19 protein-coding genes and 1 rRNA gene are annotated in these 24,959 nt (G+C 32.8%); 2 read left to right on the top strand and 18 right to left on the bottom strand.

Annotation, left to right across the window (positions count from 1 at the left end; genetic code table 11):
- Window positions 1-41 precede the first annotated feature (41 nt).
- The 6 genes from P8V03_RS15825 to P8V03_RS15800 form a co-directional block, all read right to left on the bottom strand.
- Window positions 42-1,187, bottom strand: coding sequence for an NAD(P)/FAD-dependent oxidoreductase (locus tag P8V03_RS15825; protein WP_318798924.1), 1,146 nt, complete (start codon window positions 1,185-1,187; stop codon window positions 42-44).
- An 85-nt stretch (window positions 1,188-1,272) separates the two neighbouring features.
- Window positions 1,273-3,063, bottom strand: coding sequence for a thiol reductant ABC exporter subunit CydC (gene cydC, locus P8V03_RS15820; protein ID WP_318798923.1), 1,791 nt, complete (start codon window positions 3,061-3,063; stop codon window positions 1,273-1,275).
- Complete coding sequence (gene cydD, locus P8V03_RS15815) at window positions 3,050-4,774, bottom strand: thiol reductant ABC exporter subunit CydD (RefSeq protein WP_318798922.1); 1,725 nt, start codon at window positions 4,772-4,774, stop codon at window positions 3,050-3,052. The genes cydC and cydD overlap by 14 nt, the downstream gene beginning before the upstream one ends.
- A gap of 29 nt (window positions 4,775-4,803) precedes the next feature.
- The gene (gene cydB / locus P8V03_RS15810) at window positions 4,804-5,808 is read right to left on the bottom strand and encodes a cytochrome d ubiquinol oxidase subunit II (RefSeq protein ID WP_318798921.1); all 1,005 of its coding nucleotides are present in this window, start codon (window positions 5,806-5,808) and stop codon (window positions 4,804-4,806) included.
- On the bottom strand, window positions 5,799-7,190 hold the full coding sequence (locus P8V03_RS15805) for a cytochrome ubiquinol oxidase subunit I (RefSeq protein WP_261669706.1): 1,392 nt from the start codon (window positions 7,188-7,190) through the stop codon (window positions 5,799-5,801). The genes cydB and P8V03_RS15805 overlap by 10 nt, the downstream gene beginning before the upstream one ends.
- A 137-nt stretch (window positions 7,191-7,327) precedes the next feature.
- Window positions 7,328-8,200, bottom strand: coding sequence for a prenyltransferase (locus P8V03_RS15800; protein ID WP_318798920.1), 873 nt, complete (start codon window positions 8,198-8,200; stop codon window positions 7,328-7,330).
- Between the two features lie 150 nt (window positions 8,201-8,350).
- On the opposite strand from P8V03_RS15800, the gene P8V03_RS15795 reads away from it, so the two are divergent.
- On the top strand, window positions 8,351-9,295 hold the full coding sequence (locus P8V03_RS15795; RefSeq protein WP_318798919.1) for a polyprenyl synthetase family protein: 945 nt from the start codon (window positions 8,351-8,353) through the stop codon (window positions 9,293-9,295).
- Window positions 9,296-9,443: 148 nt separating this feature from the next.
- On the opposite strand, the gene P8V03_RS15790 is transcribed toward P8V03_RS15795, so the two are convergent.
- The 8 genes from P8V03_RS15790 to ppdK all read right to left on the bottom strand — a co-directional run bounded on the left by P8V03_RS15790 (window position 9,444) and on the right by ppdK (window position 21,334).
- Complete coding sequence (locus tag P8V03_RS15790) at window positions 9,444-10,007, bottom strand: hypothetical protein (RefSeq protein ID WP_318798918.1); 564 nt, start codon at window positions 10,005-10,007, stop codon at window positions 9,444-9,446.
- A 99-nt stretch (window positions 10,008-10,106) separates the two neighbouring features.
- Complete coding sequence (locus P8V03_RS15785; protein WP_318798917.1) at window positions 10,107-11,015, bottom strand: ketopantoate reductase family protein; 909 nt, start codon at window positions 11,013-11,015, stop codon at window positions 10,107-10,109.
- Window positions 11,016-11,290: 275 nt separating this feature from the next.
- A complete protein-coding gene (locus P8V03_RS15780; RefSeq protein WP_261669700.1) occupies window positions 11,291-11,734 on the bottom strand; it encodes a MarR family winged helix-turn-helix transcriptional regulator in 444 nt (147 codons plus the stop codon).
- Between the two features lie 274 nt (window positions 11,735-12,008).
- On the bottom strand, window positions 12,009-13,259 hold the full coding sequence (locus P8V03_RS15775) for an efflux RND transporter periplasmic adaptor subunit (RefSeq protein ID WP_261669699.1): 1,251 nt from the start codon (window positions 13,257-13,259) through the stop codon (window positions 12,009-12,011).
- On the bottom strand, window positions 13,249-16,320 hold the full coding sequence (locus P8V03_RS15770) for an efflux RND transporter permease subunit (RefSeq protein WP_261669698.1): 3,072 nt from the start codon (window positions 16,318-16,320) through the stop codon (window positions 13,249-13,251). Before P8V03_RS15770 ends, P8V03_RS15775 begins: the two co-directional genes overlap by 11 nt.
- Window positions 16,321-16,554: 234 nt before the next feature.
- A complete protein-coding gene (locus tag P8V03_RS15765; protein ID WP_261669697.1) occupies window positions 16,555-16,686 on the bottom strand; it encodes a hypothetical protein in 132 nt (43 codons plus the stop codon).
- 549 nt (window positions 16,687-17,235) lie between these two features.
- The gene (locus tag P8V03_RS15760; RefSeq protein ID WP_261669696.1) at window positions 17,236-18,552 is read right to left on the bottom strand and encodes a pyridoxal phosphate-dependent aminotransferase; all 1,317 of its coding nucleotides are present in this window, start codon (window positions 18,550-18,552) and stop codon (window positions 17,236-17,238) included.
- Window positions 18,553-18,685: 133 nt separating this feature from the next.
- Window positions 18,686-21,334 (bottom strand): pyruvate, phosphate dikinase, encoded by a 2,649-nt coding sequence (ppdK, locus tag P8V03_RS15755; protein ID WP_318798916.1) that lies wholly within the window; start codon window positions 21,332-21,334, stop codon window positions 18,686-18,688.
- Window positions 21,335-21,738: 404 nt separating this feature from the next.
- On the opposite strand from ppdK, the gene P8V03_RS15750 reads away from it, so the two are divergent.
- Window positions 21,739-22,650, top strand: coding sequence for an MBL fold metallo-hydrolase (locus tag P8V03_RS15750; protein WP_318798915.1), 912 nt, complete (start codon window positions 21,739-21,741; stop codon window positions 22,648-22,650).
- Between the two features lie 98 nt (window positions 22,651-22,748).
- Here P8V03_RS15750 and P8V03_RS15745 read toward each other — a convergent pair whose 3' ends face one another.
- The 4 genes from P8V03_RS15745 to rrf all read right to left on the bottom strand — a co-directional run bounded on the left by P8V03_RS15745 (window position 22,749) and on the right by rrf (window position 24,956).
- Entirely contained in the window at window positions 22,749-23,003 is a 255-nt protein-coding gene (locus P8V03_RS15745; protein ID WP_261669649.1) for a hypothetical protein, read from the bottom strand.
- A 53-nt stretch (window positions 23,004-23,056) separates the two neighbouring features.
- Complete coding sequence (locus P8V03_RS15740; RefSeq protein WP_318798914.1) at window positions 23,057-24,169, bottom strand: acyltransferase family protein; 1,113 nt, start codon at window positions 24,167-24,169, stop codon at window positions 23,057-23,059.
- A 100-nt stretch (window positions 24,170-24,269) separates the two neighbouring features.
- A complete protein-coding gene (locus tag P8V03_RS15735; RefSeq protein ID WP_318798913.1) occupies window positions 24,270-24,632 on the bottom strand; it encodes a VOC family protein in 363 nt (120 codons plus the stop codon).
- Between the two features lie 207 nt (window positions 24,633-24,839).
- Window positions 24,840-24,956: ribosomal RNA gene (gene rrf, locus P8V03_RS15730) — 5S ribosomal RNA — on the bottom strand.
- Window positions 24,957-24,959: the final 3 nt, after the last annotated feature.

Below are 24,959 nucleotides of genomic sequence, written 5' to 3'. Positions count from 1 at the left end.
AAAGAGCCTCGGAGATTTATTATCTCTGAGGCGTATAAATCTTAAGGCTTTGCAAAGGGATATTTAAAGGCAGCCTTTAGTGCTGTCCAGAAATTTCTAAAGTTATAATTCTTTATACCACAGAGAATATAGTGCATAAATATTCCCTTCCGTCCCTTCATTTCCTTTCCAAATACCGCTCCTATACTGGAAATATAAATAGGTATTATCCAACCTAAATCTATAGGTTTAAAGCTCTTTCTCTCTTCCTTATTTATTACTGCAGCAATATTTTTTCCTCCATGCTTTCCAGACATCTGTGCAAAGGTAACTGCCCTTCTAAGGAAATTATTATTTTTATCCTTCATTGCTGCTGCATCTCCTACAGCATAAACTTCTGGGTATTCTGGAATGGATAAAAATTCATCAACTATAATTCTTCCATCTGGAAGTGATAAATACTCTCCAACAGGTTTTACAGAAGACTTAACTCCACTGCACCAACAGAAAAAAGTATCCTTTATAATCTCACCGTTTTTTAAAGTTATATTATTTCCGTCAAAGATTGTAATTTGGTTATCAGTATATATTTTAAAATTTAAACTATTTAATTTTTCTATCACATGTGCACATAGTTTTTCTGACAACATAGGCAAAATTCTGTTAGCTCTTTCCACAAAAATAACTTCTAAATTCTTATTTTTTCTTTTACTTAGGTCATAGAGATTGCAGGCAAGCTCCATTCCTGTAAAACCTGCACCAGATACTACTAAAGTGCCTTTATCTCTTTCCTCTAAATACTTAGAGAATTTAGCCTTAATATCCTCTGCAGCCTCTAAAGAATCTAATACATTTACTTTATCCAGATTCTGATCAAAACCAAACAGATTGGTTGTAGAGCCTGCTGCTAACAACATATAATCATAACTATACTCGTTAACTGTAGTCTTGATTATTTTTTTATCTAAATTTATTTCTAATATTTCTTCCTTTATAAACTTCACAGTAGATGGTATTAAATTACTTATTTTTTCTGTAACATCTCTACTTTCAAGTCTTCCACTTGCAACCTCTGGGAGGTTTGGGAGCATAGTAGTATAATCTTTCTTGTCTATCAAATATATTTCATGTTCATTGGAAAGCTTTTTTGAAAGAACTTTTGCAGCACTTATGCCTGCAAAGCCGCCTCCAACTATAAATATCTTCATACTAACCCCTCCTTATTTCCCATATTTAGATATATCCCAAGAAGTTCCTACCTTATGTCATATACGAGATAGATAAATTCAGTAACTAGGCTTCAGCCCTTTGTAAGCTCCACAACTTATAATACCTGCCTTTTAAGGCTAGCAGTTCCTTATGGGTACCTCTCTCTACCACTTCTCCTTGGTTAAGAACTAAAATTTCATCCATCCTATCCATACTTATAAGTCTATGGGTTACCCATATACAACTCTTATCTTTTATACTGCTATGAAGAAAATCCACAACCTTCTTTTCAAGTTTAGTATCTAAGCTTGCAGTAGGTTCATCTAATAGGACTATCTTACTTTTCTTCAATAAGGCCCTTCCAATTAGAAGCCTCTGTTTTTCTCCACCAGAAATTTTGAAACCATACTGACCTGTTATTGTATCTAGCTTATCTGGTAGTTCCTTAATTAAAGTATCTATTTGGCATTTTCTAAGTATCTCCATTATTTCTGCATCCTCTGCCTTATCCTTGGCTATAAGAAGATTTTCTCTAATTGTAGTGTTAAAAATATATGAATTTTGCTCTACATAAGTAAAAAACTTTCTTATTTCTTCCTTATCTAATTGACTATAAGACCTACCTCCTATTTTTATATCTCCTCTATGAAAGTTAACAAAACCTAACAAAGCCCTTAGTACTGTACTTTTTCCTGAACCACTGGTTCCAACTATTGCTATCTTTTTTCCATAGGGAAGATTAAAGGATAAATCTCTAATTAGAAACTTTTTAGAACTGTTATATATACTTAAGTTATTAACACTAAGATTACAATTGCTTATGATATCATTGCTGTAGTCTATGCTTAACGATGACTGTGATGTAAGTTTGCCTATTACATTGTTGCTGAAATTTAAATTTTCTCTATTATTGCCTCTTTTGTTCTCTATACCAATTATGGACAATATGTTTTTTCCAGAGTTATCTGCTTCTTTAAACTTATAAAGTACATTAGTCATGGGAATCAGTGCTTCAAAGGAAGCCATAATTGAAAGGGGAACCATTGCATAGTATATACCTTCTAGCCTTCCCTCTACTATTAAAGGTGCGGTTATAACTAAAGATAAAAGCACTAGTAAGCTTAAAGCTAAAGAATAAAGGTTATCTCCTACTGCATTAATAAAATTCTTCTTTTTTTCTATTTCCGAAAGCTTATCCATAAGATAGTTTACTTTGTCATTAAATTCCTCTTTCAGAGAATAGATAGATGCCTCCACCACTCCCTTTAAAAAGTCTAGTAAAATTAAGTTTAGTTCTTCCTTCAATTGACTCTCCTTCTGTATTAATCTTCTGCTTAGAAAAAATAACGCTAAGGGAAGTATAAAACCGCAGCCTATATAAAATAAGATATAGTATATAGAAAGAGGTATGCTAAAATAAGAAAGAACTACTACTGTCACTAGGCCTGTTAAAATAGCTATAAATAATGGATATATACCCCTTAGGTAAAACTCCTTTAACACATCTACGTCCTTTACAATTTTTGTATATATGTCTCCAGTCTTATATCCTTCATGACCTTCTGAATAATTATCATTAAAGTTTTTATAAACCCATCTTCTTGTAGAACTTAGCACTCTAAAGGTAGTATCATGGGAAAAAAATCTTTCTAAATATCTAAAAACACCTCTTGATATTCCAAAAAACCTTACTGCTACTATAAGAACCATTAGATCCAATACCTCAGGATGAAGGGCAGCCCTTGAGATTAGTATGGAGGAAGTTGAAAGCATGCCTACATTGCTTATAATAGTTAGAACTCCCATAAATATTGAAAAGATAACAAAGAAAATATGCTTCTTCATAAGGTAGTTTATTAAGTTAAAAATCCTCATAGCTCTTCCTCCAAAATTCAAAGTACCTTCCCCTCTTTGCCATCAGTTCTTCATGACTGCCTGATTCCACCAAATACCCCTCTTGAAGAACTAAAATTTTATCTGCTGCTTTTATTGTATTTAGCCTATGAGCTGCAATTAACAGGGTTTTATCCTTTAAATACCCCTTTAAAAGTTCTGGAATAATCTCTTCTGTTTCCGGGTCCAAGGCAGAGGTAGGTTCATCTAGTATGATAAAGGGAGTGTTCTTAAGTACTGCCCTGGCTGCTGCAATCCTCTGTCTTTCACCGCCGCTAATGATTACTCTTTCTCCTTCCCCAACTGCTGTATCATATCTATCCTTATACTTTACTGCAAATTCTTCTACCTTCGTAGTTCTACATACGTTATAAAATTCTTTAAGATCAGTCTCCCTATTTGATAAAAGAATATTATCTTTAATACTCTTATCAAAAATATGAGGAAATTGAGGTACCAATGCAATGTTTCTTAAGTAACTCTCTCTGTTTATTAAATTAATATCTATGCCATTTATAAAAACAGTTCCATCATTAACCTTTAAAAAACCACTTAAAATATTAATCAAAGTACTTTTCCCACTGCCGCTTTCTCCAACAATAGCTACTTTTTCCTTTGAACTAATTTTAAAGCTTATGTTATTTAAAGCTTCTCTATTTCGGTGGGTAAAGCTTAGATTTTTGACTTCCACAGTAAATTTATCTTTTTCTAGTTCTGCTTTCCTACAGTTATCCTCTCTTTCCTCCAGTTCTTTTTCCAGCTCCTCTAATTTTTCTACAGCTATCTTACCATTTAAGGAGGAATGAAATTTTAGACCTAACTGTCGAAGAGGAAGATAAAAATCCGGAGCTATTATAAGTATAAAAAAGGCCTGTAGAAAATCTATTTTGCTGTATACAAGTCTTAAGCCAAGATTAACTGCTAAAACTGCAATGCTTATAGTAGCGGTGAGTTCTAAAACTAAAGATGAAAGAAAGGTTACCTTTAAAACCTCCATTGTACCTTTTCTATAGTCCTCACTTATTTCATATACCTTTTCTTCCTGAATCTTACTCCTTCCAAAAAGCTTTAAGGTACTTAAACCTTGAAGTACATCTAAAAAATGTGAACTTAATGTATTCAACTTATTCCACTGATTATTGTTTAATTCCTCTGTTTTATACCCTATAAGCACCATAAACAAAGGTATAATAGGATAAGTTATAATCATTATTAAAGCAGACAACTTATCTGCCATTGCTGTAAAGATACAAATTAGTGCTGGAATTAGAAAGGCTGAAAAAATTTGAGGTATATACTGAGAGTAATAGGAAGTAATACTTTGAAAGCCCTCTGTAAGCAAGTTAATGATTCTTCCTGTATCTATATTTTTAATCCTATAGGGGTTAGAAGAAAGGATTAAATTAAAAGCCTTTCTTCTAAGCTGTTCTTTTATATCCTCAGCACAGTTCTTTATATGTTTTTCTATAAAAAGATTGAAAAGAAATTTTACTACAGCATTTATTAAGAATAGCAGTATATATATTTTCATATCTTTTAAATTGCTTTTTTTTATAAATATTCCGTCTACCAGCAGTGCCATAAATAAAGCGGTAAGTATACTAAATAAGGAATTAAGTACTCCATAAACTACAGCAGTTGGAATATATGATCTCTTGCTTAGAGCTTCCTTTAGTAATCTCTTGTTTATCATAAAAACCTGCTCCTCTATATTGTTTTTATCTAGTACTCTAAATCCTCATCACTAACTCTTTTTCTAAATATCCAGTAGGTCCAGATTTGATAGGCCAGTATAAAAGGAATAAAAATCAATGCAACCTTTGTCATAAGAGAAAGAGTATTTGCACTTGAAGCTGCATTAAATATAGTTAAGCTGTATTCTGGCTTTATGCTAGAAACCATAACTCTTGGGAATAATCCTAGGAACAGTGATCCTATCCCCAGTGCAATGGAAAGTCCATTACTTATCATTGCAATCCACGACTTCCCTCTTTTGATAAAAAAATAGGATAACAGCAAAAGAAGAAAGGCAGCTATAGCAGCAGCTAATGCAGAGCTGCTTTTAAAAATATCTGTTTCTAGGAAACTTTCCAGTATCAGTAATAAACCTGCAACTGCTCCACCTATTCCAAAGGTACTAGCAGTTTTTAAGGCTCTTTTTTCTATATCTCCTGTAGTTTTTAAAGATAGAAAGACTGCGCCATGAAAGATAAATACTAAAAGTGTTGTCACACCTGCCGTCAAAGTATAAAGGGATATTAAATCAAAAAAACCTCCTACATAATTCATACTTTTATCTATAGGAACACCTTTAATAAGGTTTGCTAATGCTACTCCCCAAAGTGTAGCTAAAAGAAAGCTGCTTCCACATATTATTTTATCCCAGGTGCCTCTCCACATTTTGCTTTCATGCTTCCCTCTAAACTCAAAGGCAACTCCCCTAAGTATAAGAGCCAAAAGAACTAGTAAAAGTGCAAGATAGAAACCGCTGAACATGGTGGAATACCAGATTGGAAAAGCTGCGAAAATTGCTCCTCCAGCAGTTATGAGCCAAACTTCATTACCATCCCAAAAAGGCCCTATGCTGTTAATAATAATTCTTCTTTCTCTGTCGCCTTTACCAAGGAATGGTAACAGTATTCCTACACCAAAGTCAAAGCCTTCTAGAAAGAAAAAGCCTATAAAGAGAATGGAAACTAGTAAAAACCATACTACTGCTAAATCCATAATGAGCCCCCCTTATTTCCTTTTATCTCGTAATTTACAGGTCCCTTTTTCACAGGGGATTTCTTTGCAAACTTCACCATTAGGAATATATCTACAAGTATTAAAACCGAATATACCACAGCAAAGGATATTAAGGAGGTTAAAACATAGGATGCAGATACTGTAGGTGACACTGCCTCCTCTAGCTTTAATAATCCAAAGACAATCCAAGGAGTACGACTAATCTCTGTTAAAATCCAGCCAGTGGTATTGGCGATATAAGGCAGAGCAATTGCAAACATTAACAGCTTAAGTAATTTAGTACTTTCAAATATTTTCTTTTTAAAATAGCAGTACAAGGCTGCCACTGAAAGTATAAGCATAACCATACCAGCACCTACCATTAGCCTAAAGCTATAAAAGGATATAGTCACTGGTGGAATATAGTTCCCTGGTCCGTATTCTTTTTCATATCTTGTCTGTATGTCATTTATTCCTTCTACCTTTCCTGAAAAACTGTTATAGCTCATAAAACTCAATAACTTAGGCACAGCTATTTCAAAGGAATTTTTCTTATTTTTTTCATCAATTACCGCCACTACTGCTAGCGGTGCAGGATCCTTAGATTCCCATAACGCTTCTGCTGCTGCCATTTTCATTGGCAGATGCTTAACTAAGTATTTTCCCTGAATGTCCCCCATACCTGCTACAAAAATTGTTGAAATCAAGGAAGCTATAATTCCTATCTTCAGCGAAGATTTAACCCAGGCATTGTTATTTTTCTTTAATACATGATAAGCACTAATACCTAGTATAAAAAAGGATGCTGTAGCTAAAGAAGCAAAGATTGTGTGAGGAAACTGGACCCAAAGATGAGGGTTTTGTATAATTTCCATAAAACTAGTCATTTCTGCTCTTCCATTTTTAACTACATAGCCAACAGGTTCATGCATAAAGGAGTTAGCGGTTAAAATCCAAAAGGCAGAAAGAGCAGTGGCAAAGGAAACAATCCAAATAGAAAGAAGGTGTATCCTTTTAGAAACCTTTTCCCATCCAAAAATCCATATTCCCAGAAAAGTTGATTCTAAAAAGAATGCCAGTAATGCTTCTATTGCCAAAGGTACTCCGAAAATATCTCCTACATATCTGGAGTAATTAGACCAGTTCATTCCAAATTGAAATTCTTGAACCAATCCTGTGACAACTCCCATAGCAAAATTTATAAGAAACAACTTACCCCAAAACTTAACCATGTGCTTGTATTTTTCATCGCCTGTTTTTACATATAGTGATTCCATTACTGCAATTAAAAAGGATAAACCTATTGTTAAAGGTACAAAAAAGAAGTGATAAATAGTTGTTATAGCAAACTGCCATCTTGCTAAGGTCAAAACCTCTCCCATGAAATATCCTCCTAAATAATTATTAAATAACAATTCCTATTAATTATTCTATGCAGTATCGTTAAATAATTGACTACTTTTTGCTAAAAGAATTTTTAAATTCCCTTTAGTATTCTATGGCTGTATAAAATCTGCTTTTATATAACTAAGCTAATTAAAAATTGTAATCCAAATATAAGATATAGCTTTGCAGTTGTAGGTATAAGAAGCCTTCTATTACTATACATATGCTTTCTTATTTCTTTTAATAAAGGTATCGTTGATAAAATCACCACCGAATACCAAGGCAAAATCTTAACAATAGTTAACAGGAATGTGTTTATATAAGCAAAACATATTAAAGAAAGGTACAGTATTTTTCCCCTTTTAAAGCCTATACGAACAGTAAGAGTGCCTACTCCCCTACTTTTATCCTCTTCGTAATCTCTAAGTTCATTTGCTAGCAAAATCGCTGGTATAAATAATCCTAAGGCACAGGAATACAGTATAGGTGTAATTGAAAATTGTGATGTAAAAATAAAATAGCTGGCATATACCATAAGAGGTCCCATCATTAAAAAGGACATCACTGTTCCTAAACCTAGCTTCTTATAACTAAAGGGTTCCCCTGCATAGGCATAGGCTGAAAAAATTCCTGTGATTTCAATAACAAGAAGCTGCCAACCAGAGTAATAGCTTAGATATAGTCCAATGACAGCAGTAATTATAAAAAATACTATACCAACTTTAAAGGCTGCAACCTTCTCCTCTTTTTTGGTATAGGATAGAAAATTATCTCCTGTTTTTTCTATGTTCCCATCTTTTTCTTCCTCAAAAAAGTTATTTATTAAATTAGTTCCGCCTTGAAGCAAAAACCCAGCTATAATTACTAAAAATATTCTCCAACTATCCCATAAAATGCTGCTGCCAATATAACCTTCTCTATATGCTGCTGCTATTCCCAAGGTAGTTGATAACAGCGTTACAACTAGTGTCGCAGGTCTCACTTCTTTTAGAATCTGTCTAACCATTCTAATCCCTCCATAAAATTATGGTCTATGTCTATAAAAAAGAAAATAAACTAGTTACAGGTAAATATATATTAAAGTTAACTGCATATAAGTATGAACATTCTTTTAATTATTACATTTGTAAAATTCAACATGGAAAAGAGGACGAGTATGTTAAAGGAAAAAGATTATATTAGTAGTATTAATGAAAATTCATTAGAACTTAAAGAAATCTTAAGAAACAGTATAGAGGATATAAAGTTAAAGCCCCTTATAAATGACCTAGCACCAGGGGAAGGGAAGCTAGTCAGAGGGCTATTCACCTTAATAGGAGGAAGCTTTGGAAGAATTGACAGAAAGCGGATTCTTGAAATATCTGCTGCTGTAGAACTGCTACACCTAGCTACCTTAGTTCACGATGACATAGTAGATGAATCCAAACTTAGGCGTGGGAGAATAACTATACATAGTAAATATGGTGTGAAGGCAGGGCTATTTTTAGGAGATTATTTATTTTCTCAAGCTTATATCTTATTCTCAAAAAATTGTTCTTCTGAGAGCATAATAAAAGTATCTGAAACTATCAAGTTTATTTGCACAGGAGAAATAGACCAATTTTTTTCCACCTATTCCTTTAACTCCTCTATAAAGGATTATTTAAAAAGAGTTAATGGAAAATGTGCTTCTCTTTTTTCTCTTAGTCTATGGATTGGAGCTTACGAAGGGAAAGTGAGTATGGATATAGTAGAAAGATTAAAAAAGATAGGCTACCTTACTGGAATGGCCTTTCAATTAATAGATGATATACTTGATATAACCTCTTCTGAAGAAATTTTGGGAAAACCCTGTGGAAATGACATAAGGGAAGGAATATATACTCTGCCAGTTTTGTATGAGCTAAATAAGGAAAATGATTTACTGAAGAAATATCTTGAAGAAGGTGAATATTCCCAGGCTGTAGATCTTCTAAGAAGTTCTAAGGGTCTAGATAAAACCAGAGAACTTGCTGAAAAATATACTATTAGATCGTTAAACTTAATTAAACAGCTTCCTGAGACTGAAGGTAGAGAAGATTTAAGGAAGATAGTAGAAAAAATGCTTTTTAGGGTGTATTAACATCAATTTCACTTTTATATTAAAGAAGAATAAAATGCCTGCTTAAAAAAAGCTCTCAGGGGAGATTGAATAAATAGCTATATGCAAAAGGCAGCTGCTTTTATCTATATATAAACTTAAGCAGTATTTTAAACAATCTCCCTAAGGATTATAAATCTATTTGTCTTAGTTTGCTCTTCAACATTCTAAGCTTTTCCATTACTACTTCACTTTCCCCATCTGTTAACCTATCTACATAGATTATACAGCGAAAGGCTTTTCTCTTATTTTTTTTACTATATTTTTTTTCTAATATAAAATTTACAACTCTTTGTATTATGCTAGGCTTATACAACTTAGCAGCATCACCAAATATTTCTTTAATATGCCCTTCTCTGATCAGCCATGTGTCTAGCATTATATTTTTTCTGTATATCATAGCGTACAGTAAAACATCTAGACAGATTTCCATAAACTTTTTTCTGCTGCCCTCACAAATATTTTCTACATGAACTTCAATAAATCCAGTAGGATTATACATACTACCTATTGGCATCTCTCTCCAGCTAAAAACCGTAACATAAGTAAATATTGTTTCTGCAGCAATTCCTACGATAATCAAACATATGGTAAATGCTCTAGTGCCTAGAAAGTTAAGAGCAAAAAAAGATATTATAACCCCATAACAAAGTAAACAAAAAATCCATTCAAATAAAGATACTCCTCTTTTCATAGAGACTACCTCCTATCTAAATAAACAAATTGTTCTAAATTAAATTATATAAACTAATAAACAGCTTAATGTGAACCTTACCTTTGGGCAGATGAAATCTTAGACTCCTCTTTCTATAACCTTTATAATATTATACATAACTTGGTTAACAGGGGTGTCTATTTTATACTCTCTTCCTAACCTACATACCTCTCCCCCAAAGGTCTCCACTTCTGTTTTTCTGCCGCACTCAATATCTTCAAGCATAGATGTTCTGCTGCTAGGGTCTAAAGAGTATAGGACCTCATACCACTTTAAAATATCCTTCTCATTTAAATTGACACCAACTTTTTCTGATAACTTAATTACCTCCCACATTGCAGACTCCATAAGCTCTTTTGCTTCAGCAGTACTTTGAAAAACATTATAATGGGCTCTTAATATTGCAGAAGCCTGATTTATTCCAACATTAACCATAAACTTCCACCAGAGTTCACGGAACATATTCTCTGGTATGTCGTAAGGAATATTAGCTTTTTCAAAAAGTTCCTTTACTGCTATAACTTTTGATGAGTAAACTGTGTTTTTCTTCTCCCCGAATTTTACCTTACCAGTACTGGAGAAGTAACTCTTATTCCCTTCCCGTACCGCATCAATCCCAATACACAACCCATATAAAATCTTGTCCATTCCGAACTCATCACCTAAAATTTCCTCACTAGAAATGCCATTTAAAAGAGAAAGAATAATAGTATCCCTTCCTACATATCTTTTCATATCTTTTATTGCATTACTCAACTGATGAGTCTTTACAGACACAATAATTAAGTCTGCAGCATTAAACTGATCTTTAGGAGTCAGGTAATTGAATTCATATTCTTTTCCGTTAATTATAAACCCCTGTTCTCTGTATCTTTTAGCCCTTTCTTCACTAGCTATTACCTTTAAACATTTAGCATTCATATCATGCAGTCTACTTGCATAAGCAGTTCCTACTGCTCCTAGCCCTATAACTAATATGTTTTTCATAATATCACCTGATTTCCAAGAGAATATTTATACTATTATTATACAACTTATAGAATTGCAATCCTACCCAATAATTACAAATAGTGCACTTTAAACTGAATTTTATAAATAATTATTTTGCATAGAGATAGCTAAAATGGGAAGGTTATAAAAAACCACCTTTCTTTTGTGAAAGGTGGTTATCAATACTTATTAAAATATCTTTGCATAACTATTATAGTAGTAATATATATTTATTGCTCCCATTTTATTTCCGCCAAAAAAGTAATTACATCCTAGTTTATACCTCTTAATATACTTATTACATTTTCCATTGAATCTGCTACACTTTTTAAATTCTCTTCAGACAAAGCAGATAACCTTTTTCTCATTTCTTCTCTTAACAACTTTAAAATATCATTTGCATAGTTTTTCCCTTTTTCAGTAATGTTAATGTTTATTACTCTTCTATCCTCTTTGTCATGTATTCTCTCTACAAGATCTTCTTTTATAAGTTTATCTATTATACTGGTCATCTGTGGTTTTGATATGTATAATTTCTTACCTATTTCTGAAATAGGTAAACTCCCCTCATCATAAAGTGTTGATAAAACCATCATTTGATTTACTGGAAGCATCATATCATTAGAGCATTTATTAGGCTTCAATAACTTTTTATGTAATATAGGACCAAGTTCAAATAAATTTTCTACTAATGTGTCTAAAGTATCTTTAGCCACTACCAATCTCCCCCCTTATACTAATCAGTCTCTACAAAATTCAACTATATTTCCTTTTTCAATTTACTGAATAGTTACATATATTTATCTTTAGTATATAAAAATCTACTTTTTATTTCCAAATACTTAACTTAGGTATTATTATTTATAAAAAGGTATTTTATATACTCTTTTTAATATATAAAATACCTTTTTAATTCTAAATTGTATCTAAATCTGTTGTATTACTTTAATAGATTTAGTTCTCTTATACCAGTAAGCATAAACTTAAATTTTATTTAGCCATTTTGACTTTTTCTCCATTATTCAACAGGTTCTGTCCTTCTGTAATTATATCCATACCTTCTTTTATATTTCCTTTTACTTCTGTAGTCTTGTCATTAGAAATACCTGCATCAATGGATATTTTTTTAACAGCTCCATTACTAACTGTATAAAGATAATTTACGTTATTTTCCATTTTAATTGCTTCATTTGGAACAACTAAAATATTATCTTTACTTTCAGAAGGTAATGATACTTTAACAAACATACCTGCTTTTAACTCACCATTTGAGTTATCAATTTTTACCTTAACAGTATAAGAATTGTCCTTGGAGCTAGAGTTTGGAGAAATCTTATCTATTACTCCTGTCACTTCCTTATTGTCCAATGCACTTATAACTACTGGAACTGATTGTCCAGCCTGGATTTTTCCAATAGCCTTATCCGGTACGCTTATATCTACAATAAAACTACTTGAATCAATTATAGTAACGGAACCTGATTGACCACTAGCAAGCTGTCCTACTTTAACATCTTTAGCAGACACTACTCCAGAAATCGGTGCAGTAATAGTACCATTATTTAACTGCACTTGCACAGAATTAATTCCCGCCTGTGCTTGATCTACTTGTGCAGCTGCAGCTGCAGTAGTTTGAGGAGCTATCTTTTCTAGTAAAAGATTTAAATTAGCTTGAGAAGCCTTTAAATCTACATCTGCATTGTCGTATCTTAACTTTGAATTATCCAATTCTTGTTTAGATATAGCTCCTGTATCATATAATTTTTGCATTTTTTCATAATTATTTTTAGCATCATTATAAGATAATTGAAGTTTGTCAACAGATTGTTGTAAAGCTGTTACCTGTTGTTGAATGCCGGAATCACTGGCTTTAGCTAAATTAGCTTGTGCTGCAGCTAAAGTTGCTTGTTGTGCTTGAAGCTGTGCCTGAAGTTCCGCTGTATCTAAAGCAAATAGTACTTGCCCCGCTGTAACTTTATCACCAATATCTACATTTAAGCTAACAACCTTACCTCCTGTTTTAGGAAAAACCGTTACTTCCTGTACAGGATTTAACTTACCTGCATACTCTACTTCAGTACTTATAGAACCAAAAGCTACCTTTTGTACTTTTACAGTTCTAATATCTTGCTTTTCATCTGCTTTTTTATCTCTGTTAAAGATAGAAACACCACCGGCAATAACAACAACTACACCTAAAGCTATTATTAAACTCTTTTTATTTAAACCCTTAAACTTCATACTGTTGAACCCCCTTTACACTTCTCTTTTTTCGTCCAAATATAGCATTTTTTAAATCATCCATTAAAGTATAGACTATTGGCACTACTATAGGGGAAAGTACTGTTGACATAACCATACCTCCAATTATTACTATCGCCATACCTTTTTTCATTTCACTTCCTTCACCTATAGCAAGGGCAATAGGAAGCATTGAAACTATCATTGTTGCACTTGTCATTATTATAGGTCTTAATCTAGTGGTTCCTGATTCTATAAGAGCATCTTTTAAACTCATACCTTTTTTCATAAGCGTATTTGCATAGTCTATTAGCAGTGTACCATTTTTAGATGCTAATCCCTCTAACATTATAAAACCAATTGCTGACATTATACTTAAAGTCTGTCCAGTTAAGGCCAGTAATCCAAGCGCTCCTATAATAGCACAAGGTAATGCTACCATTCTGATAGCCGGTGTAAGGAATGATTCATATAGCACTACTAGTATCATATAAACAAGTGCTAATGAAGCTGCTAAAGCTAGTATTAAAGATCTAAAGGATTCTGCCATATCTTCTTGATTTCCACCAAAGTTTATACTATATCCTTGAGGCATAGACACTGGTTTTAAAGCAGTTTGTATCGCCTTAGAAGCTTCTCCGAGAGTTTTGCCTTGTAAGTTAGCTGAAATAGTGATAACATCCTGCTTATCCTCTCTGGATAAAGATGGCTGACTATCTTCTTTTACAACTGTGGCAACTTGGCTTAAGGATATTTGTTGTCCAAGTGAATTTCCGATTTTTATAGATTTAATGTCCTCTGCATTTTTTATCTGATTATCCATAAACTTAACTGTTATGTCGTTCTGTTCATTATTAGCTCTATATATCCCTGCTGAAGTACCTGCTAAAGCAGTTCTTACAGAAGTACCTACATCCAATGTAGAAATACCATACTGTGCTGCAGCAAGACTGTCAATGTTTACCTTTAACTCACTGCTTTTTGTATTGGAGGAATTACTTACATCTATAACTCCTGGGACCTTTTTTACAATTTTTTCAACTTCATTTGATAAATCCGCTAAAGTATCCCTATCTTTTCCTTTTATACTAATTGAAATAGGCTTACTGCTTCCTCCAGCAGATTGTGATTCTGTTACGTTAAAGTCTATACCAGGAATATTTTTTCCAAAATCACGAACCTCAGCTGCAAGTTCACTCTGAGTTTTTTTACGTTCATTCTTAGGAACTAAAGTAACCATGACCTGACCGCTAGCCTTATCACCATTTCCCATTCCGCTTTGTCCTATCATTGTAAAGTAATTCTTTACTTCTTTTATTCCACTTAAATGTTTTTCTATCTGTGTAATTTTGTCATTTGTTTGCTGTAAGGTTGATCCTGGTGAAAGAGCAACATCAATAGTAAAGCTGCTTTGATCCGATACAGGTGTAAGCTCAGTTTTTATTACCCCCATTGGAATAAGAGAAATACTAAATACAACAGCGATAAGAACAGGAGTCAAAACCTTCCATCTATGTTCTAGAGACCATATAAGAATTTCTCTGTATTTTTTTATTAACTTAGTGAAAAACTTACCATTTTCCTCACCTTTATCTCTTTTTAGTACGCGGGATGAAAGCATTGGAGTAACTGTAAATGATACTAATAGCGAGAACATTGTAGCTACAACTATTGTTAATCCAAATTCTTTAAACATTTGCCCTATCATACCAGACATAAATGCTATAGGCGCAAATACAACTACGTCACAAAGACTTATTGCTACAGCAGCCATCCCCACTTCATCACGACCTTGAATAGCTGCAGTTTTAGGGTCCTTACCTAGTCCTAAGTGTCTTTGTATACTTTCTATTACAACTATTGAGTCATCTACAAGTGTACCTACAACTAGTGAAAGCCCCATTAAAGACATCATATTCAATGAAAAATTAAGCTTGTACATCATAAAAAATGTAGCTATAAGTGATGTAGGTATAGAAATTAAAACTACTAAAGAGGATCGGAAACTACGGAAGAATAAATAAAGAACAACGGCTGTAGTTGCAATTCCCTCTAGAAGGTTATGCTGTACTTGCTTTAATGAACTAGTAATGAATGTTGTAGTATCAAAGGCAACCTCTGCTTTAACACCACTTGGGAAAGTTTTTTTAATTGTTTCTAATTCTTTTTTTATACTATCTGCTACTTTTACCACATTGGCATCACTTTGTTTTGAAACAATTATAGCCATAGTTTTTCTACCGCTAAATCTTGTTAAGGACTCAGCTTCTGGAACTTCTAAATTTATTTCTGCAATATCCCCTAAACGTATAGTTCCACCGCCAGTAGTAGGCACTAACATATTTTTCACGTCATCTATGTTCTTAAACTGACCAATAACTCTAACAGATTGGTTCATCTTGTCCTGTTTGATTTCTCCAGCAGGTACGTTTGCATTAACTGAGTTTAATTTACCAACTACAGTATTGACACCTATGCCATAGTACTCCATAGCAGTTTTATCAAGTTTTATTATTAATTCTTTTTTTTCAGATCCTAATAAGCTAACACTTCCTACTCCAGGTATCTTTTCTAGCTTATCTTTTAGTATATCGGACTCATTATAAAGTTCATCATAGCTGATATCTCCACTTAGTGCAATTCCTAAAACTGGAATAGCATTAGTGTCCATTTTAAATATAGTAGGCTTATCTGCATTTGCAGGAAGTCTTCTACTAGCATTTTCAACAGCTTTTTGAACATCTAAGTATGCAGTATTTAGGTTAACTCCCATTTTAAAGTTTATTGTAACAGTACCATATCCTTCTTTTGCAGTGGAATTAACTTTGTCTAGACCACTTATTCCTGAAACTGCATCTTCAATAGGTTCTACTACATCCTTTTTAATATCTTCAGCACTGGCACCATTATATGTAGTCATTACTGATATGGAAGCTATGTCCATACTAGGTAATAAGTTTGCTCCCATACTTTTATAGCCTATAATACCTAGTGCAACTAGTAGAACTACTACCATCCACATTGCAGCTGGCCTTTTTACTGATATTTCAGTTATTTTCATTTTTGCCCTCCTAACTAATAATTAATCTAATAAATAATTAATCCAACAAATAGTTAACTTCTTTAACTATTTGATATTATAATATAGTATGAAATAGAAATCAATGGTTATCATAATTTTAAATAAATTATAAATACATATATGTGTTATAGTAATTGCAAATATAAAAAGATTGTTCAAAATATAGTACGTCTAAAGGTACTACATTTTAAACAATCTCAAAGAAATAAATCTCTATTTGAATAAAAACATTAATATGCCTATCATAGTAACTGCGGCGATAACTAAAAGTATAATATCTGACTTGTTTTCTGGCAAAACGTTATCTTCTTTAATAATTTCTTTCTGAGATGTGAAATCTTCCATTTATCTACACCTCCATAATTAATTTTAGATGAATTTATAAATAACTAATAGATTCTCAGTATACTAACAAAAATTCTTTAGAAAACGTTATCATTGCTTGGTAAAAAAATTAGAATCAGCTATTTATAAACTCTAGGTAAATCTTATTACTTAATAATATTATACACCATTTTCAGAATATTTTGAATAGGATTTGAAAATTTTTACCTAAAAAATTAAAAATAGTTAACAATACAAAAAGAGACTGAAGCAATAGCTCAAGTCTCCTATAAATATCTCTATAAAATTCTCAATATGTGCAGCTGACTATGGCACATGTAAGCGCTAGACATTTGTCTAGCGCTTACATAGTTTATACCTTTACTTGCTTAACATATTTTTAGGTTTTCATCTACTTTCGTAGATTTTTAAAGAAAGCTTGTACCTTAATTATTCAAAAATAATCACTAATTCCATACTACGGAACGTTTTATTTACCCATTGATACTAAAAGTGATTTATTTAATTTTTGAATGTTAAGTAATACATCTCTTTTGATAGATATTATATCTAGCGGCTTGCTTCGTATTGTCTTAAAAGTTTAACAAATAACTCAGGAACCTTCATCATGTTCTCAGGAGTTTCTACGAATGCAATACGGAACTGAGTGTTTCCTGGATTATTCTCGCCTGCTGGAATATCATAGAATCCTTTTAAAGGTGCTACTAGAAGAGTTGTTTCAACTCCATTGTAGTTAACAGATCCTTTTTGTGCGCAGTAAAGAACAAAGTCAATTGCATCAAATCCTGGTTTTACAACGTTTCTAACGTCAATTACTGAGTATATAGATGCATCTGGGCTGGAAACGATTAATCCTGGTTCCTGCTCCTTTAGACCATTGTATACTTTGAATATAACGTCTTTATAGTACTCACGAATGCTCTTGCACCATCCAGCGATGCTTTCCTTACTTTCGTGTGCTAGTGCTCCAAATATATACTGGCCAATTGCGTTAGCGCAAAGGTTTGCAGTATATTCAGCTATTGAACGATCATAGTATTCTGGATTGTCAGTAATTACAGCACCGATTCTTAAACCGCATGCATTCCATACCTTTGATGTTGTCTCGATGCTTATTCTTCTTCCTTCTATACCAGGTACATCTGCATCGCTAAGTCCCCAAATACTTACTAAGCTGTTATCGCCTGTATAGTATAGTTCACGATAAGCCTCATCACTTACCATCCACATGTTGTATTTTACACATAGTGCAGCAAGTCCTTTAAGTGTTTCATAGTCATAAAGCTGTCCTGTAGGATTGTCATAAGGTATAACAAGAAGCGCTCCAGGATTGTGATTTTTAATAGTTTCTTCAATTTCGTCAAGTTTTGGAAGACTAAACTTACCTTCTTCACTTAAACTACGTTTTACTGTAACAGTTTTACGTCCTAATCTTTCTGCGAAAGAAATATAGTTTGTGTATGCTGGGTCTATCATCATAAGAGGTTTCTCATCAGTGCCTGCAGGTCCACAAACGCCAAGTAGCAACAATTCCATACCTGTTGATCCACCGTCTGTTATTTGAACTAGTAATTTGCTAGTATCAAAGCCTTCGCAAGCAAGAATATTTTTAAATGCATTCTGACACTCTTCAGTACCAGCAGTTCCTGTATATCTTACAACGCCCTTTGCAAATGGGCTTTCAGGTGCATTTAGCGCAAACATTCTTTTTTGCATAGCAGGATTTGTTGGAAGTGAAACGTTTCCAATACCTACATTAATTACAGCTTCAGGTTTAACTTCACGCTCTGCATATTTCATTTGTGCTAATCTAACGTCTGATGGTGTTCTTGACTCAAAATGAGCTGATAAAACTGGTTTATTCATATATATCCCCTCCAAAATATTTTATGTAACACATTCTACCTTATATTATCATTTAATTCAGATTATTGCAATGCCGTACTAAAAACAATTTAACTGAAAGTAGAATGTGTTTTCTCCTAACTTTTTCTATATTCTATTTTGCCTCTACCATTGGTCTCGGATTTTTAACTTCAGCTTGAGCTGCTGCAAGTCTTGCTGCTGGTACTCTAAATGGTGAACAGGATACATAATTTAATCCAACAGCATGACAAAATTCAACAGAGGATGGATCTCCTCCATGTTCTCCACATATTCCAAGATGAATATCAGGTCTTGTCTTTTTTCCAAGCTCTGCTGCCATCTTAACAAGCTTTCCTACTCCTCTTTGATCCAACTTTTGGAACGGATCGAATTCATATATCTTTTTCTCATAATAATCCTTTAAGAACTTACCAGCATCATCTCTTGAAAAACCAAAGGTCATTTGAGTTAGGTCATTTGTTCCAAAGGAGAAGAATTCAGCTTCCTCGGCTATTTCATCAGCAGTAAGAGCTGCTCTTGGTATTTCTATCATAGTACCTACCAAATATCTTAAATCTATTCCTTCTTTAGTAATTACTTCGTTAGCAGTTCTAACAACTATATCCTTAACATACTTTAACTCTTTTACTTCTCCAACTAGTGGTATCATTATTTCTGGAACTATCTTATAGCCTTTTCTTTTCTTAACATCTATAGCAGCTTCTATAATAGCTCTAGTTTGCATTTCAGCCATTTCTGGATAGGATACTGGAAGACGACATCCTCTGTGTCCCATCATTGGGTTAAATTCATGTAAGGATTCAACAGTTTGTTTTAAATCTTCGAAACTTAATCCCATTTCTTTAGCTAAATCTCTTATATCTTCATCAAGTTGTGGTAAAAACTCATGTAGTGGTGGGTCTAATAATCTTATATTTACTGGTCTATCTTCCATAGCTTCATAGATTTTAATAAAATCTTCTCTCTGCATTGGAAGTAATTTATCTAATGCCTTTCTTCTTTGCTCTTCAGTTTTTGAAACTATCATTTCTCTAACTGCTGGTATTCTCTCTTCATCAAAAAACATATGTTCAGTTCTACAAAGTCCTATACCTTCAGCTCCGAACTTAATAGCCTGCTCAGCATCTCTAGCTGTATCTGCATTAGTTCTAACCTTTAATTTTCTTATTCCATCAGCCCAAGCCATAAGTGTTCCAAAATGTCCACCTATTTCATTCTCGATAGTTTTTATAGCTTGTCCGTATATGTTTCCTGTACTACCGTCTAGAGATATATAATCTCCTTCATGATATACCTTTCCGCCTAATTCAAAAGTCTTAGCTTCTTCATCTATTTTTAAGTCACCACATCCAGCTACACAACAAGTACCCATTCCTCTAGCAACAACTGCAGCATGGGAAGTCATTCCTCCTCTTGCAGTAAGTATACCTTCCGCTGCTACCATTCCTTCTATGTCCTCTGGAGATGTTTCAATTCTTACTAATACTACCTTTTCACCTTTTTCATGGTGTTCTTTTGCTGTTTCTGCTGTAAAATAAACCTTACCACAAGCAGCACCAGGTGAAGCTGGAAGACCTTTTGCTATAATTTCTGTATTTTCTAATTCCTTAGAATCAAAGTTTGGGTGCAAAAGTGAGTCTAATTGTTTAGCATCAACCTTTAATATTGCTTCTTCTTTTGTAATAAGACCTTCTTCTACTAAATCAACAGCAATCTTTAATGCAGCCTGAGAAGTTCTCTTACCATTTCTTGTTTGAAGAAAATATAACTTTCCTTGTTCAATAGTAAACTCCATGTCTTGCATATCTTTATAGTGTTTTTCTAATCTTTCTGCTATTTCCATAAACTGTTTATAGCACTCTGGTAAGTCTTCTTCTAGTCTTGATATTGGAAGCGGAGTTCTTATACCAGCAACAACATCTTCTCCTTGAGCATTTATTAAATACTCACCAAATATAAGCTTTTCTCCTGTAGCAGGATTTCTAGTAAATGCAACTCCTGTTCCAGATGTTTCTCCCATATTGCCAAATACCATTGATTGAACGTTAACTGCTGTTCCCCATTCCCTTGGAATGTCATTTAATCTTCTGTAAACTACTGCTCTTGGATTGTCCCAAGATCTAAATACAGCTGTTACAGCTTCTAATAACTGCTCTTTTGGGTCCTGCGGAAAATCTTTTCCCATTTCTTTTATATATAAAGCTTTATATTTCTTAACAACTTCTTTTAAGTCTGATGAAGTTAAATCTGTATCAAATTTTATTCCCTTTGCATCCTTTACTTCATCAAGAATGTCTTCAAATTTTCTCTTCTCAATTCCCATAACAACATCAGAAAACATTTGAATAAATCTTCTATATGAATCATAAGCGAATCTTTCATTATTGGTTAGTCCGCTTAAACCTTCTACTGTTTCATCATTTAAACCTAAGTTTAATATTGTATCCATCATTCCCGGCATTGAAACTCTTGCTCCTGACCTTACTGAAACAAGTAGTGGATTATTTACGCTACCAAACTTTTTTCCAGTGGTTTCTTCAATGCTAGCTAATGCACTATAAATTTGACCTACAACCTCTTCAGATAACTGCTTATCATCCTCATAGTATTTTGTGCAAGCTTCTGTAGACAATGTGAAGCCTTCTGGAACAGGTATGCCTAGATTCATCATCTCAGCAAGATTAGCTCCTTTTCCCCCAAGTAAATTCTTCATCTTTGCATTTCCTTCATTAAAAAGATATACGTATTTTTTATTTTCCATTAAATCGCACGCCCCTCTATATAAACATTTTGATGTATATTTATTATATATTATGTATTATATACGATATAGTATATACTATATCGTATGATTGTGCAATATGTAATATACGATATATGTTAAATAATAATTAAAATTTAGTTATGAGATAGCATAATAGAAAAAATCAGATACTTTTCTATTCTATTTAAATGTTTATACCCTTATAAACAAAGTCTTCCCCTGAAAGTAAAATTTTAAAAAAGCAGCTTATAATTTGACATTAAATTCGTTTCACTGTAAGCTATGTCTTGGGTAAATTTCAAACTAAATAGTTTTAAATTTATATTGCTGTGAAAGAGCTTCCTGTATAGTTAAATTAGAAATAAATGCAGCAGAATTTATTGCCCCGAGGAGGAAACTTAATGAAGATAATACAAGTAAAAGGAAATACATTTTGCATTGATACTGGAATGACCTACATACCTTTTTATAAGATTAATGATGAAGAAATTATTATGTTGGATTCAGGATGGGCGCAGGGAGAAAGAGAGCAAATCGATAAGCTTTTAGATACCAATAATTTTAAAGTGTCTGCTATAGTATGCAGCCATGCACACATAGATCATATAGGAAATGCTGCATATTTGAAGAGAAAGTATAACTGTATTATTGCTATGTCAGCCTATGAGGCTCTCTTCTGCAGCTCCACAGTAAACTTAAAGGTTTATTATTGTAGTCAAACCTTATCTGATGTTACAAAGCATTTTGGACATATGGTTTGTGAAACAGACATTATGATTTCAGACGATCATGATAAAATATATGTGTGTGGTATTAAATTTAAAATTATTCATACACCAGGTCATAGTCCTGCACATATATGCATTATTACCCCTGATGATGTTGCCTATTTAGGAGATGCCCTCATAAGTTATGAAGTAATGGAGGGTGCTAAAATGCCTTATGCTTATATATTACAGGAGGATTTAAAAAGTAAAGAAAAACTTTACAATTTAAAATGCAGTAAATATATAGTAGCACATAAAGGTATGTACAATGATATTACAAAACTTATAGCTGATAACATACATTTTTATAAAAACAGAGCTGCAAGAATATATGACATTATAGATGGTACCATGACAATGCAGGATATTATGAAGGCCGTTATTAAAAACTTTAATATTCCAGTAAAAAGCATATATAAATATGCGGTAGTAGAAAGAATGTTACGATCCTATGTGGAATATTTAAATGAAACTGGGGCCCTAGAATTAAATATGGAAGATGGCTTTATTAAATATTCAAAAGACAAAGCCTGCAGAAGTATTTAGTATACCTCATTAATGAAGCTTATGAAATTAAACCAAGAATCCAGTAGGGTTTCAACCCCGCCAGATTCTTGGTTTAATTAATTTTAAGCATTTTTAAATTAATTATTTTCTGATAGCTCTAGATGCTTTATATATTTCCACATAATAAAATCCTTTAAAGATTTTCTTTTGTTTCTAAGTTCTTTAAGTTCCTCAGCTGTAGTGCTATTCAATATGTATTGTTCGAAGCTAGAAGCATCTTCTTCATTAAAATTATTATCTACAACCCATTTGTACCCCTTATTTGCTGCTACTATTAGTAATGGGTCTACTGACTTTTCCTTAAGTACTTTTTTAATTTCATTAATGTCCATTTTTTCACACTCTCTTCTTTCTACTAGATTAACTATTACGTATTTATAACAAGTTATATCTTTATAATCTTATCTTTAGCATATAACTTACTTGAAATCCACATCCAAAGCATAACATATAAAATTGAAAAATATAAGGAATCTAACCACTGGCCTGCCCAAGGAGTCACAAACCTTAATGTTACCCATCTGCAAAAAAGTAAGGGTTCCTTGAATTGAGCATCGTAGATAGGAATTCTCCAAATAGTTTTCCTTATAAGTTCAGAAACTAGGTAAACAAAAATTGGACTACTTCCTAAAAATATAAATGGCTTTAATAAGCCTTCTTTCTTATAAATATCACAAACCAAATACAACAAGGCTAAACTTAAAGCTGCCACAGCCCCAGTTATAAGTACAAAGGAACTGGTCCATATCATTTTATTATACGGAATAACCCTACTAAATAATGAAGCTCCTATAAATCCCACTATGGATAAAGCTATCATACCTGCTACTTTATAGTAGTCATTTATATTTTTATAGTTTAACAAACATCCCATTATGCAGCCTAATAATCCTGTGGCTATTGACGGTATAGTACTAATTATTCCCTCTGGATCCCAAGTTATATAAGCTAGATGCCCACTTAAATAATAGGAATCTATTTTTTGTTCTAAATTTCCTTCAATATTGAATCCATAAGGCTTTATGAAAAAGTAGTATCCTAAAATTATTATAAAAGAAATTATTATTAATGAACCTATAACATATCTATCATCCTTAAAGCTCTTTTTAACAATTAGAAATACTATAGATGCAAATAAATATACTATTCCCAGTCTTGCTAAAACGCTAGGTATTCTCATAGAATGAAAATCAAAAATTGGAAATCCATTTAAAAATAATCCTAAGAGTATTAATATTATACTTCTTATAAAAACCTTTGAAATTATAGCTGCCATTCCTACCTTTAATGCTAATCTCTTTTCTATTACAACTGGAATAGTAATTCCCATTACTATTATAAAAAACGGAAAAGCAAAATCAGCAAAGGTTAATCCTCCCCAAGGCATATGCCTTAATTGAATATAATTTCTATCTGTATTTCCAGGATTATTGCATAAAACCATCATAGCTACTGCAAATCCTCTAAGTACATCTACAGACCTTATTCTTGAATTCAATAATTTCACATCCCTCTTTATAAGTTAATTTTATATTTACTAATAAGCTCACCTTACTTGCTAATGCCACAGAGCACAGCGAAAAAAGTGAGCTTTATTGTTAAATATTTTCTACAAATTGAATTTTTAATCCATTTGGGTCTAATACATAGAAAAACCTAGTATGTGGATTTGGCTGGAAGGGTCCACCATAAATGTCCATGCCTTTTTCTTTAATATAAGCCATCATTTCATCTACTGAATTCACTTCAAAGCCAAGAGAAATATCGTGTCCATAGTTTACATCTTTCAAAGCCTCATTGCATATAAGTTCAATCTTTGTTTCACCATCCCCTAAAAATACAATTTCTATTCCTGGGCCTGCATTGAATCTTCTGTCCACATTTAGTCCAACTATGTCCCTGTAAAACCTTAGAGATTCCTCTAAATTTTTAACCATTAATGTACTCCAGCAAAATTTCATAATTTAATTCCTCCCTAAATTATTTTTATTATTTAATATTCCACCTATAGACTCTTTTCTATGTCTATATATGAATTATACGCCTATACCTTTAATATATATAGCCTTATAAAAAATGTTAGTAAAATATTAATGGATTATTTTTATTGAATCAATGCAAAAAATAAAAATCGCTAAGCAACTAAATTGCTTAGCGATTTTTTACTTACCTGGCAGCGACCTACTCTTCCACTCAGTCTCCCGAGCAGTACCATCGGCACTATGAAGCTTAACCATCGTGTTCGGAATGGGAACGAGTGTAGCCTTCACGTCATAACCACCAGATGA

Source organism: Clostridium tanneri (assembly GCF_033659955.1).
Taxonomy (GTDB): Bacteria; Bacillota; Clostridia; order Clostridiales; family Clostridiaceae; genus Clostridium_AM; species Clostridium_AM tanneri.
Note: the sequence above shows the minus strand (reverse complement) of the source record. Positions and strands in the feature narration are given on the sequence as shown.